The 12,713-nt window shown below is 30.2% G+C and carries 13 protein-coding genes and 1 tRNA gene; 9 read left to right on the top strand and 5 right to left on the bottom strand.

Going from position 1 to position 12,713, the window contains the following annotated elements:
* Nucleotides 1-40: 40 nt before the first annotated feature.
* The 5 genes from AAGV33_RS15000 to AAGV33_RS15020 all read left to right on the top strand — a co-directional run bounded on the left by AAGV33_RS15000 (nucleotide 41) and on the right by AAGV33_RS15020 (nucleotide 4,478).
* Nucleotides 41-328: a GIY-YIG nuclease family protein gene (locus AAGV33_RS15000; RefSeq protein ID WP_373393071.1), complete on the top strand. Its 288-nt coding sequence runs from the start codon at nucleotides 41-43 to the stop codon at nucleotides 326-328.
* 736 nt (nucleotides 329-1,064) lie between these two features.
* Entirely contained in the window at nucleotides 1,065-1,685 is a 621-nt protein-coding gene (locus tag AAGV33_RS15005) for an L-threonylcarbamoyladenylate synthase (RefSeq protein ID WP_373393072.1), read from the top strand.
* A 65-nt stretch (nucleotides 1,686-1,750) separates the two neighbouring features.
* The gene (locus tag AAGV33_RS15010) at nucleotides 1,751-2,131 is read left to right on the top strand and encodes a PH domain-containing protein (protein WP_373393073.1); all 381 of its coding nucleotides are present in this window, start codon (nucleotides 1,751-1,753) and stop codon (nucleotides 2,129-2,131) included.
* Between the two features lie 212 nt (nucleotides 2,132-2,343).
* Nucleotides 2,344-3,750 (top strand): sensor histidine kinase, encoded by a 1,407-nt coding sequence (locus AAGV33_RS15015; protein WP_373393074.1) that lies wholly within the window; start codon nucleotides 2,344-2,346, stop codon nucleotides 3,748-3,750.
* Nucleotides 3,750-4,478 (top strand): LytR/AlgR family response regulator transcription factor, encoded by a 729-nt coding sequence (locus AAGV33_RS15020; RefSeq protein ID WP_373393075.1) that lies wholly within the window; start codon nucleotides 3,750-3,752, stop codon nucleotides 4,476-4,478. Before AAGV33_RS15015 ends, AAGV33_RS15020 begins: the two co-directional genes overlap by 1 nt.
* Nucleotides 4,479-4,531: 53 nt before the next feature.
* Here AAGV33_RS15020 and AAGV33_RS15025 read toward each other — a convergent pair whose 3' ends face one another.
* From AAGV33_RS15025 to AAGV33_RS15040, 4 genes are all read right to left on the bottom strand, one after another.
* Entirely contained in the window at nucleotides 4,532-5,362 is an 831-nt protein-coding gene (locus AAGV33_RS15025) for an OmpA/MotB family protein (protein ID WP_373393076.1), read from the bottom strand.
* Between the two features lie 74 nt (nucleotides 5,363-5,436).
* The gene (locus AAGV33_RS15030; protein WP_373393078.1) at nucleotides 5,437-6,423 is read right to left on the bottom strand and encodes a glycosyltransferase family 2 protein; all 987 of its coding nucleotides are present in this window, start codon (nucleotides 6,421-6,423) and stop codon (nucleotides 5,437-5,439) included.
* A 58-nt stretch (nucleotides 6,424-6,481) separates the two neighbouring features.
* Nucleotides 6,482-6,904 (bottom strand): hypothetical protein, encoded by a 423-nt coding sequence (locus tag AAGV33_RS15035; RefSeq protein ID WP_373393080.1) that lies wholly within the window; start codon nucleotides 6,902-6,904, stop codon nucleotides 6,482-6,484.
* A gap of 18 nt (nucleotides 6,905-6,922) precedes the next feature.
* The gene (locus AAGV33_RS15040) at nucleotides 6,923-7,381 is read right to left on the bottom strand and encodes a type I restriction enzyme HsdR N-terminal domain-containing protein (RefSeq protein ID WP_373393081.1); all 459 of its coding nucleotides are present in this window, start codon (nucleotides 7,379-7,381) and stop codon (nucleotides 6,923-6,925) included.
* An 80-nt stretch (nucleotides 7,382-7,461) separates the two neighbouring features.
* Between AAGV33_RS15040 and holA the strand changes: the two genes are divergently transcribed.
* From holA to ettA, 3 genes are all read left to right on the top strand, one after another.
* Nucleotides 7,462-8,466 carry a DNA polymerase III subunit delta gene (gene holA / locus AAGV33_RS15045; protein WP_373393083.1) on the top strand — a complete coding sequence of 335 codons (1,005 nt, stop codon included), beginning with the start codon at nucleotides 7,462-7,464 and terminating at the stop codon, nucleotides 8,464-8,466.
* Between the two features lie 48 nt (nucleotides 8,467-8,514).
* Nucleotides 8,515-8,697: a CAL67264 family membrane protein gene (locus AAGV33_RS15050; protein ID WP_373393085.1), complete on the top strand. Its 183-nt coding sequence runs from the start codon at nucleotides 8,515-8,517 to the stop codon at nucleotides 8,695-8,697.
* Nucleotides 8,698-8,774: 77 nt separating this feature from the next.
* A complete protein-coding gene (gene ettA / locus AAGV33_RS15055; protein WP_373393087.1) occupies nucleotides 8,775-10,469 on the top strand; it encodes an energy-dependent translational throttle protein EttA in 1,695 nt (564 codons plus the stop codon).
* Nucleotides 10,470-10,543: 74 nt separating this feature from the next.
* Here ettA and AAGV33_RS15060 read toward each other — a convergent pair whose 3' ends face one another.
* On the bottom strand, nucleotides 10,544-12,331 hold the full coding sequence (locus AAGV33_RS15060) for an ABC transporter ATP-binding protein (protein WP_373393088.1): 1,788 nt from the start codon (nucleotides 12,329-12,331) through the stop codon (nucleotides 10,544-10,546).
* A gap of 210 nt (nucleotides 12,332-12,541) precedes the next feature.
* Here AAGV33_RS15060 and AAGV33_RS15065 point away from each other — a divergent pair.
* Nucleotides 12,542-12,619: transfer RNA gene (locus tag AAGV33_RS15065), tRNA-Val, on the top strand.
* Nucleotides 12,620-12,713: the final 94 nt, after the last annotated feature.

Genomic DNA, 12,713 nt, shown 5'->3' on the forward strand with positions numbered 1-12,713 from the left:
AAAATTGTAAATCACTCAAAGTAGTTTAATAAATTTAAGTATGAAACGATCTTACGTTTACATTTTAAAATGTTCTGATAATTCATATTATACTGGAGTTACAAGTAATTTAACGCAGAGACTTTTTCAACATGAAACTGGTTTTTATCCTGATTGTTACACTGTAAACAAAAGACCTATTGAATTGGTTTATTATTGTGAATTCACAGATATTAATTTTGCAATTGATATGGAGAAAAAAATTAAAAAATGGTCAAGAGCTAAAAAAGAAGCATTGATTAATGAAGAATATGATAAACTCCCTAATTTAGCAAAGAAAAAGTTTTAGATAACATATAATTTAAAAATGCTTCTCGATACAATTTTTAATAGTAAGGCTGTCGCATTACTATTAAAAATCACTCGAAGTGACGATTGATTAGTCTTTATAATAATGTTTAGGTAATTTAATTATCAAAGATTTGATGAAACAGAATTGGCAAATATTTGAAAAAGTTTTATCAGGAGTTCATATCATTTTGGGCTTACTAATATTATTTGTGGTAGTAACAACAATTAAAAGTTACTATCATGTTTTGGGGATAAATCCATTATTTGATCATATAACTATTCTAGAAGTAAGTTTTAAAAAGAATTACATTCTTTTTATTGTTTCACTCATGTCAATTTCGTCGGGTTTTTTATTATACAATAATTCTTTAAAAGGTTGGATTACAAGTATCATAACTTGGACAATGTGTGTGATTTTATTGTTGTTTAGTTATTATAGACTATCTGTAAACGAATATCATCATTTGGATTTAGTTTCGCAAATAACAATCTGTTTTGCAATAATTATATTTACAACAATTTTAGTATTTTTAAATAATTCAGAATTCAAACAAAAATATAAACCGACAAATAAAAGCTGGTTAATTATTTTTTTATTAACACTAATAATTACATTAGCAAAGTTTTTTTACTCATAAAATATGATAGCTATATAAATAACGATCATACAAGCTGTCACATTAAAATTAAAATCATTCGAAGAGACTGTGAGGCTCTTTAAAAAAAAAATAATTATGGCAGAATTTATAAAAATATACGAAGACAAACCCTCTGAAGCGGCTATTGCCAAAGTGGTTAAGGTTTTAAGAGATGGTGGTTTAGTAATTTATCCAACTGATACTGTTTATGGTTTGGGTTGTGATATTACTAATTCCAGAGCTTTGGAACGCATTGCAAAAATAAAAGGAGTAAAGCTCGATAAAGCGAAATTCTCTTTCATTTGTCATGACTTGAGTAATCTTTCGGATTATGTCAAGCAAATTGATACGGCTACTTTTAAAATTTTAAAAAGAGCTTTGCCAGGACCTTATACTTTTATTTTACCTGGGAATAATAATTTGCCAAAAGAATTCAAAAAGAAAACTACCGTAGGTATTCGTGTGCCTGAAAATAATATTACATTAGAAATTGTAAAACTACTTGGAAATCCAATTGTTACGACTTCTATTCGTGATGAAGACGATGTTGTAGAATACACAACTGATCCTGAATTGATTTTCGAAAAATGGCAGAATTTGGTTGACATGGTTATAGATGGTGGTTATGGAGATAATGTAGCTTCTACTATTATTGATTTATCAGGACATGAGCCAGAAGTGATTCGTGAAGGTAAAGGAAGTTTAGATATTCTTTAATATTTGTTTTTAGAAAGCAGAATTTAGAAGACAGATAATAAACGTGAGTTTAAAAATATAAAAATATGGGATTATTTTCGGCATTATTAGGTAACGCAGGATCAGTAAGTCAGGAAGAATTAAAAAAGGACTACGGAAAATTATTAATTGATGGTGAAGAAATTGAATTGGGTTTTAAACTTATTCGGGATGTATTTATTTTTACAACTAAACGATTAATACTAATTGACAAGCAGGGTATTACTGCTAGTAAAATTGAATATAAATCCATTACTTACAAAAGTATTTCCCGATTTAGTATTGAAACCGCAGGAACATTTGACTTAGAAGCCGAATTGAAAATTTGGGTTTCAAGTGAACAGCAACCCAGTATTAGAAAACAATTTAATAAATCAGTCAATGTTTATGATGTACATAAGGTTTTAGCGAGTTATGTTTTGAGTTAAGAATTGTAATTTTTGATGAAACGTCTCGAGTAATCAAGGCGTTTTTTAATGTAAAATTGATGTTTTATAATTAAAAAACTTTAAGTTTATAACTTAAAAATTCTGGTTTGTCAATTTACCATTCACTAGCTTATTTCAACCATTCACTATTTTTATTTTTCAAAAAATTTGAAATCCATGCATCTTTGAAATGAATTTATAAAAAACACCTTATGAAAACATTTCAAAAATTTATTTTTCTCTCTATTTCTTTATTTGTAGTTATTGGAATTTTTAAACTATCGGCAGGGAAACCTTTTTTCGAGGAATTCAGTTTGGATGTTTATGGATTTTTAGCCATCATGCAATTTATTTTCCCAACAGTTGCTTATGTGTACTTTTATGAAAAAAGAATTATACATAAGAAAATAGATCTAAAAAAAGTAGGGATTGAAAAGACATTTTTATTGACTTATGGATTAGTTTTTGTAATCTCGTATGTCTTTAGTTTTTTATTGATATATTTTGCGACTGGTAAAATAGAATACGAATATTCTTTTGTTAGTGCTACTGCATTCAACAATTTTTTATTTATAGCAATTGCTTTAAATATGCATAATAAATTTAATGTAATTCCAGTTTTTAAATTAAATGAAAAACCTGTTTTTTATATAAAATCATTCTTCTTTTCAATTCTAGGTGTTTGTGTGTGTTTATTAGTGATTTTTGCTCTTGCAACATTACAATTTGATAAAAAATTAGAAGTTCCTTCAACCCAATTTATTATCGATTGTATTTTGTTTGCAGTAATGGCTGTTAGTATAGCTTTTAGTATATCATTTACACTTAACAAAATTAATTTATTTAGGAAAAGTATTTTATTGCCTATTATAGTTACTACGATAATAACTTTTTGGATAATTAAGCTTTTAGGTTATCCTAGAGACTATTTTAGAGTTTTAATTACGGAATATTCACTAGAACAAATTACATTTTTTCTTTCTTTTGCGATTGTAATGATACCTATAGCAAGATCAAAACGCAATTTTAAAATTAAAAAACTAACCTCTGATTTTTCTAAGAAAGAGGCAGAATATTTGCAATTAAAAAACCAAATTAATCCTCATTTTTTGTTTAACAACCTGAATGTTTTAATTTCATTTATAGAGTTAGAACCTAAAAAAGCGGTTGATTTTGGACATCATTTGTCGAATGTTTACCGTCATTATTTAAAAAATCAAATCGAAGATTTTGTTTCTTTACAAGGTGAAATTAATTTTATAACAGAATATTTGTCCATTTATAAAGCTAAATTTGAAAAAGGTTTTTTTTTTAAAATGCCAGAAATAATTGCTGAAAATCAATATATTTTACCTAATTGTTTACAAGAACTGGTTGATAATATTTTTAAACACAATGTTGTTAGTGAAGAAATACCATTAGAAATTGAAATTTTTATTGAAAATAATACTTTGGTTATACAAAATACAATGAATAAAAAAGAAATAGAGATAGTATCTAATTTTGGTTTAGAAAACATAAAAAAGAGATATTTGTTATTGACCAATACGAGTATTGAAATCATAGAAACCGAAATACATTTTACTGTTAAAATTCCCATTTTAGAACTCGAATCCTAATGACTACATTGATTATAGAAGATGAAATTCCAGCATCAAGACGATTAGAACAATTGTTGAACAAGAATGGTTTTGTTGTTTTTGTCATTTTACATTCCGTTAAAATTGCTGTTGAATGGCTCAAAAATAACAATCATCCTGATTTGATTTTTATGGACATAAAATTGAGAGATAACTTATGTTTTAAAATTTTTGAAGAAGTAGATATTAAATCCAAAATTATTTTCACAACTGCTTTTGACGAATTTGCATTGAAAGCTTTTGAATATAATAGTTTGGATTATTTGTTAAAACCTATTGATGAAAAAAAATTAGAAAAGTTAATTTCGAAATTAAGTATATTTCAATCAGCCTTTCATAATAACGAGCATTTAAAAAATATAAAATTGCAAACACAATCCGATTATAAGACTTCATTTTTAGTAAGTATTGGAAGTGTAATTCGAAAAGTAGAAACCAAAGAGATAATTTGTTTTTTCAGTAATAACAATACCACGTATATATTTAGTAATCAGAATAGGCTATTTCCAATTGATTCTTCTTTAGAGAAATTAGAAAAGGATTTAGATATTAATCAGTTTTTTAGAATTAGTAGAAAATTGATCATTAATAGAGAATATATTTCAGCTGTTAAAAAGGAAAAAATTGAAACTGAATTTTTAATTGAAAATATAGATTTAAAAATTAGTCGATTAAAATTAAAATCATTTATGAATTGGTATAAATAAAAAAAAACGTCCCGAAATTTTCGGGACGTTTTTGATATATGAAAGACTAAAAATTATTTTTGTCTTTTCATTTCTTTTTCAACCATATCGTAGAATTGGTCAATTTTTGGTAAAACAAGAATACGAGTTCTTCTGTTTTTAGCTCTGTTTTCAGCTGAACTGTTATCAACTAAAGGAACATAAGAACTTCTACCTGCAGCGATTAATTGCTCTGGTTTAACTCCTAATTCGTTTGTTAATACACGGATAATAGAAGTAGAACGTTTTACACTTAAATCCCAGTTGTCTAATAAAACTCCGTTTCCAATATAAGGAACATTATCAGTATGACCTTCAACCATACATTCGAAATCTGGTTTGTCGTTTACTACTTTAGCCACTTTAGCTAAAACACTTTTTGCTCTGTCACTTACGTTATAACTTCCCGTTTTGAATAGCATTTTGTCAGAAATAGAGATAAATACCACTCCTTTTTCAACATTGATTTCGATGTCTTCATCGTTTAATCCTACTACGCTTTTTAAACTAGTAACAACAGCAAGAGTAACACTATCTTTCTTAGTTAATGCATCTTGCATTCTACTAATTTTCAAATCTTTTTCTTTGATAGATTCTAAAGCTTTTTCAATATTTTCAGCACCTTTTGATGTCAAAATAGTCATGTCTTTAGACGTGTTGATTAATGTTTGATTGTGTTCTTTCAAACCTTCAACTCTAGCAGCAAGTCCTGCTTTTTCTTCAAGACAAGAATTTAATTTTACTGTAGCAGTATTCAATAAATCTTGAGTTTCTTTATTTCTTGCTTCTAGTTCAGTGTATTTCTTTTTAGACACACATGAAGTTAAAAGAGCAAGTACCGAAAGGGCCATAACAACTTTTTTCATAAATTTTATTAGTTTTGAGTTTTTACAAATTTAGTTTTTAATGTTTACAAATTAAAGATAAATTAATGTTAAAATTATTTAGCAAAGACCTTGCCATTATTTATATAGTAATCAATAACGATGCTTTTAACATTATAGTATCTTTTTGATTGAAAAATTCCTCTTTTTTTGTAAGTTTTTGAAAATAAAGTGTAAAAAGCAAAATGTGCTTTTAAAATAGCTAAACAATGACTGAATTTTCCTTGAAAAATAAAATGAACTCCTGCAACACCATCTAGCAACATTCGAATAAATAAAACCGAATATAAATTTTCTTTAGGTAAGTTTTTTACCAGCATTAATAAAGAATTTCTGAAGTTCAAAAATGTTTTCTTTGGGTTTCCTTGTTTTAAAGTAGCACCACCTACATGATATACAACCGAATTTGGATTGTATTTTATAATATGACCGTTGTTTTTTGCACGCCAACACAAGTCGATTTCTTCCTGATGTGCAAAAAAATCATCATCAAAACCTTTTAATTCATGATATATTTTGCTTCGAATAAAAAAACAAGCTCCTGAAGCCCATGTTATTTCGCAAGCATCATTATATTGTCCGTTATCTTTTTCGATAGTTTCAAAAATACGACCACGACAATAAGGATAACCGTATTTGTCTATAAATCCGCCAGCTGCACCAGCATATTCAAAGTATTCTTTATTTTTAAAATCCAATATCTTCGGTTGAATTATAGCTGTTTTAGGTTCGTTTTCGAAAGTGTCTAAAATAGGACTCAACCAGTTTTCAGTCACTTCAATATCCGAATTGACTAAAGCATAAATTTCGGCATCAATATGTTGCAACGCTTCATTATAACCTTTGGCAAAACCATAATTTCCTGTGTTTTTTACAATTTGTATAGCAGGAAAATGTTGCTCCACAAATGAAATAGACGCATCAGTCGAAGCATTATCAGCAACATAAACAGTAGCTTCAGGCGAATATTGAATAATGGAAGGTAAAAATTGTTCTAATAATTGTACTCCATTCCAATTGAGAATGACAACGGCTATTTTCATTTAATTTTATTAAATAATTTGGGTATTTATTGTTTGAATCGTTACTAATTTAATTAGTTCATGATTTTTTCTTCATTCTTATTTTTGTATATAAAAATGTCAAAAGATAGACTATTAGAAGATAAGGGATATAAATAATCTCACCAAATATTGCTTTCAAAGGCCAACCTATTCCCATTCTCTTTTGATTTAAAAGTTTTACTTTGTCTAAATTTTCTGGAGAAACATTTTTTAATCTTTCTTTATTATTCATCATCAATTCAAAATCATAACCGTAATAGGAAAGAAGAATTTCACATGAAAAATAACTCCACCATGCAACAACTAGCATTAAAATTGAACTTATTATGACTCCTGAAACGATGTAAAAAGTAAAAACATGTTCTGAGTACTGTTTTTTCAATCTGTAGATTAGAAATGAAGGGAAAAAAATTAAGATTATTACTAATAGTAATGAAATAGAGTAGATTAAATTTTCCATGCTTTACAAATTCTTTTATTATTGTTGCGTTTTCAATTCGTAATTAGGCAATTCTTTCTGAAATTCATATTTTTCATTCTCATAATCCATTTGGCAAAAATAATGATTCAATCCATTGCTCACCATCAAAAAATTAGATTTCATTGTCATATTGTAGCGTGCAATTTGGTCAAAAGTTCCTTGCGTAATTTTTACTTCAGGCGCTTTGCATTCCACTAAAATATGAATAGAACCATCAGAATTAAAAACCACCACATCATATCTTTTTCTTAATCCGTTAACTAAAAGCACCTTTTCGACATTAATTAAGGATTTTGGATATTTTTTTTCTTCCAATAAAAACCGAACCACATGCTGACGAACCCATTCCTCGGGAGTGAGAATGATAAATTTTTTTCTGATTTCATCAAAAATAGCCACTTTATTTTCGCTATTTTTGAATCGAAAGTTATACAACTGAAAATTGAGTTTTTGCATGGTGCAAAAGTATTAAATAAGTTTCAAGATTGCAGTTTTCAAATCTGAAATCTAAAATCTGAAATCTGCATTCTAAAAAAATGGACGAAGTCATAAAAATTGTAAACGATATAAAAAGTGGAAATATTAAACCCATTTATTTTTTAATGGGTGAGGAACCTTATTATATTGATAAGTTATCGGATTATATTGAAACGAATATTTTATCAGAAGACGAAAAAGGTTTTAATCAAACGGTAATGTACGGCAGAGATGTTTCGGTCGAAGATATTGTCTCGACGGCTAAGCGTTACCCAATGATGGCAGAACGTCAGGTTGTGATTGTAAAAGAAGCTCAGGATTTAACAAAAACAATTGACCGATTAGAAAGTTATGCCGAAAATCCAATGTCTTCAACGGTTTTGGTACTTTGTTACAAATACAAAACCTTAGATAAAAGGAAAAAAGTAACTAAAATGATTGCCAAATCCGGAGTGATTTTCGAAAGTAAAAAATTATACGAAAATCAGGTTGGCGATTGGATTAAACGCGTTTTAGCAGGAAAAAAATATACTATTGAACCGAAAGCTTCGGCAATGTTAGTCGAATTTTTAGGAACTGATTTGAGTAAAATAAATAATGAACTTGAGAAACTACAAATTATTTTACCCAAAGGAAGTACCATTTCGCCTAAAGATATTGAAGAAAATATAGGTTTTAGTAAAGATTTCAATGTTTTTGAATTGCGAAAAGCCATTGGAGAACGCAATCAATTAAGAGCGTACACCATTGCTGAAAATTTTGCCAATAATCCAAAGGATAATCCAATGGTAGTGACTACCAGTTTGGTTTTTGGTTTTTTCGTGCAGTTATTAAAATACCATGGATTGAAAGATAAAAACCCAAAAAATGTGGCTTCTGTTTTAGGAGTAAATCCGTTTTTCTTAAAAGAATATGATGTGGCTTTAAAAAATTATCCGATGCGAAAAGTAAGTCAGGTTGTAGCTTCGTTAAGAGAGATTGATGTAAAAAGCAAAGGAGTGGGGGCTAATGCCTTGTCTAACGCTGATTTATTAAAAGAAATGCTTTATCATATTTTTAATTAGCCATTAAATTTAGCGATATTTGCATTTCTAAAACAAAATACCAGAAGAATGGGAATGAATAAAAATAGTATCTTAGGATGGGCTACGTTTATAATGATTGTAATGGGATTAATCTTAATAGGTCTTGGAATATTCAAATATAGAGATATTTCAGGTATTGGATTTGCTGCCGTTGGAATCGGATTTTTTGCTATTGCCTGGGTTTTTAGTTCGCTTAAAGGAAGGGTTTAAAAAGGTATCAATATCAATTGCAAAATTCAATTACAATATCAATAAAAAATAAATAATAGAAATTAAATAATAAAAAAATGTCAGACGATAAGAAAGTAATTTTCTCAATGCAAAAATTGAGTAAAACCTATCCGGGAGCAGATAAACCTGTGCTTAAAAATATTTATTTGAGTTTCTTTTACGGGGCTAAAATTGGTATTTTAGGTCTTAATGGTTCTGGAAAATCTTCACTTTTGAAGATTATTGCCGGAGTTGATAAAAACTATCAGGGAGATGTTGTTTTTCAACCGGGTTACACTGTTGGCTATCTAGAGCAGGAACCGATTCTTGATGATTCGAAAACTGTAATCGAAATTGTTCGTGAAGGAGCTGCTGAAACTATGGCAGTTTTGGAAGAGTACAACCAAATCAATGATTTGTTTGGTCTTGAAGAAAACTATTCTGATCCAGACAAAATGGATAAATTGATGGATCGTCAAGCAGCTTTGCAGGACAAAATTGATGCTCTTGGCGCTTGGGAAATAGATACAAAACTAGAAATCGCAATGGATGCTTTGCGTACGCCAGAAGGAGATACGCCAATCAAAAACCTTTCAGGAGGAGAGCGTCGTCGTGTAGCTTTGTGTCGTTTATTGTTGCAACAACCAGACGTTTTGCTTTTAGATGAGCCTACGAATCACTTAGATGCAGAAAGTGTTCTTTGGTTAGAACAACACTTAGCACAATATTCAGGAACGGTAATCGCTGTAACACACGACAGGTATTTCTTGGATAATGTTGCGGGTTGGATTTTAGAGTTGGATAGAGGAGAAGGTATTCCTTGGAAAGGAAATTATTCTTCTTGGTTAGACCAAAAATCAAACCGTATGGCACAAGAAGAAAAAGTAGCTTCTAAACGTAGAAAAACCTTAGAACGTGAATTGGACTGGGTTCGTCAAGGAGCTAAAGGTCGTCAAACCAAACAAAAAGCACGTTTACAGAATTACGATAAATTATTGAATGAAGACCAAAAACAATTGGATGAAAACTTGGAAATCTATATTCCAAATGGTCCACGTTTAGGTACGAATGTTATTGAAGCGAAAAATGTAGCCAAAGCTTTTGGAGAAAAATTATTGTATGATAATTTGAATTTTACTTTGCCACAGGCTGGAATTGTTGGAATTATTGGGCCAAACGGTGCTGGTAAATCAACCATTTTCAAAATGATTATGGGCGAACAACAAACCGATAGCGGAGAATTTTCTGTTGGTGAAACGGTTAAAATCGCTTATGTAGATCAATCGCACTCTAATATTGATCCAAATAAATCCATTTGGGAAAACTTTGCTGATGGTCAGGAATTGGTTATGATGGGCGGAAAACAAGTGAATTCAAGAGCTTATTTATCGCGTTTCAACTTTGGTGGAGGAGAACAAAATAAAAAAGTTTCAATGCTTTCTGGTGGAGAACGTAACCGTTTGCACTTGGCTATGACTTTAAAAGAAGAAGGAAACGTATTGTTACTGGATGAGCCAACGAATGATTTGGACGTAAACACGCTTCGTGCATTAGAAGAAGGTTTAGAAAATTTCGCTGGATGTGCTGTGGTAATTTCGCACGACAGATGGTTCTTAGACCGTATTTGTACACATATTCTAGCTTTTGAAGGAGATTCTGAAGTCTATTTCTTCGAAGGAAGTTTTTCTGATTATGAAGAAAACAAGAAAAAACGTTTAGGTGGTGATTTAACTCCAAAACGTTTGAAATACAGAAAATTAATTAGAAACTAATTTTTTTGATTGATACTAAAAAAGGGATGAATTCAAAATCATCCCTTTTTTATTTGTGTATATAATCTTATATTTTATGAATTACTAAACTGTAGATTGCTTAGGTTTTTATAAATTCCGTTTTCTAAACCTATCAATTCCAGATGAGTTCCTTGCTCACTAATCCTTCCGTTATCAATTACTAAAATTTGATCGGCTGAACGAATCGTTGATAATCGGTGCGCAATAATAATACTTGTTCTTCCTTCCATCAAAATTTCCAGCGCTTCCTGAACTAATTTTTCGCTTTCGCTATCTAAAGATGAAGTAGCTTCATCTAAGATTAAAATACTTGGATTTTTAAGCAAGGCACGAGCAATGGCAATACGCTGTCTTTGACCACCAGAAAGTTTAATTCCTCTTTCGCCCACAACAGTTTCCATTTTTTCTGGAAAACTTTCAATAAAATTGTAAGCATTGGCTTGTTTTGCTGCCAATAAAATTTCGTCATCTGTGGCATTTGGTTTTCCGTAAGCAATATTCTCTTTGATGGTTCCGCCAAATAAAATCACATCCTGAGGTACAATACTCATATTTCCACGAAGATTTTCTAAATCAAAATTATGAATGTTTTTATTATCAATTAGAATCTCTCCTTTATCAATATCATAAAAACGCAACAACAAAGAAGCAATAGTTGATTTTCCAGCACCACTGGGTCCTACGATGGCAATTTTTTGACCAAAACTAGCCGTAAAATTCACATCTTTTAAAACCTGAATTTCTTTTCGGGACGGATAACTAAAAGCAACATTTTTAAAAGTTACATTTCCTTTTATTTTTTCGATTGAAGCTGAATTTGGAGTGGCATCAATTTTCTCAGGAGTTTCATCTAATAATTCAAAAACACGTTCGGTAGCTCCAATTGCTTTTTGAACCTGAGCATACAATTCGGCAATTCCTCCCGAAGAAGCTCCTACATAACTTGAATATAAAATAAATGTAAATAATTCACCCACAGATATTTCACCTCCGATACTTAAATGAACTCCATACCATACTACAGCCACAATAGTTCCAAACAAACAGATGATAATAAAGGATGCAAAATACCCTCTTAACTGACCGCCTTTGATAGCAATTTTAACTACTTCTTTGATTTTTCCTTGGTAACGGGCAATTTCATACCATTCGTTAGCAAAGGCTTTTACAATGCTAATTCCTTGCATGGTTTCTTCAACCACTACCTGACTTTCGGCTACCTGATCTTGTACTTTTTTAGAATATTTTCGAATAAAACGACCAAACAATACCGCCGCAACTCCAACCAACGGAACGATAGAAACCATCATAATCGTTAACTTGATATTGATACTGGCAAGCATTACAAAACTTCCAATAATCAATATAAACTGACGAAGAAATTCAGCAATTGTAGTAGTTAAAGTATCTTGAATTTGGGTAATATCATTACTGATTCTACTGTTTAGTTCTCCCACACGTTTTTGCGAAAAGAACGTCATAGGGAGTTTTACTAAATTAGTATATAATGCCAATCGGACATTGGCTAACGTATTTTCGGTAAAGTTGACAAACAAAGACAATCTAAAAAAAGAAAACACTGATTGTAATATTAAAACCAATCCTAATCCTAACGCAATCTGGTTCGCTAAAGCCGAATCTTTTTTATTAACACAATCTACTAACATTCCCATAAATTTAGGAAATGCTAAGGCTGTAACACTGGTAAGTAATAGAAAAATTAAACCAACATAAAATTTCCAAGTGTTATTGCCTGCGTATTTAAAGATGATTTTTGCTTTATTGAGCGAGCTTGCCGTTATTTTTGATTTTGGCAAATCATTGTCTTTGAATCTTCCCATTTTTTCAATTTTAGAATGCAAATGTACTACTATAAGCGAGTCATTACAAAAAAAACTGCTAGACCTGAGTCTGGTTAAAGCACTGTTTTTGAGCAACAAATAAAATAGGCTTGATTTTTTATTAATTTATTTTTAAATTTCGCTTGCAAATATAAAATCTAGCTGTATATTTGCATTCGCAATAAGCAACGATTGCAACCTAATAAAATAGGGCGATTAGCTCAGCTGGTTCAGAGCACCTCGTTTACACCGAGGGGGTCGGGGGTTCGAACCCCTCATCGCCCACCATAAGAGACAAAATAGAAATATTCTGATTTGTCTCTTTTTTATTTGAGTCTAATTGCTTGTTAATCAAGTAGATTAACTGCACTGCTTCATTGAC

It is taken from the genome of Flavobacterium magnesitis (assembly GCF_041729735.1).
GTDB lineage: Bacteria > Bacteroidota > Bacteroidia > Flavobacteriales > Flavobacteriaceae > Flavobacterium > Flavobacterium magnesitis.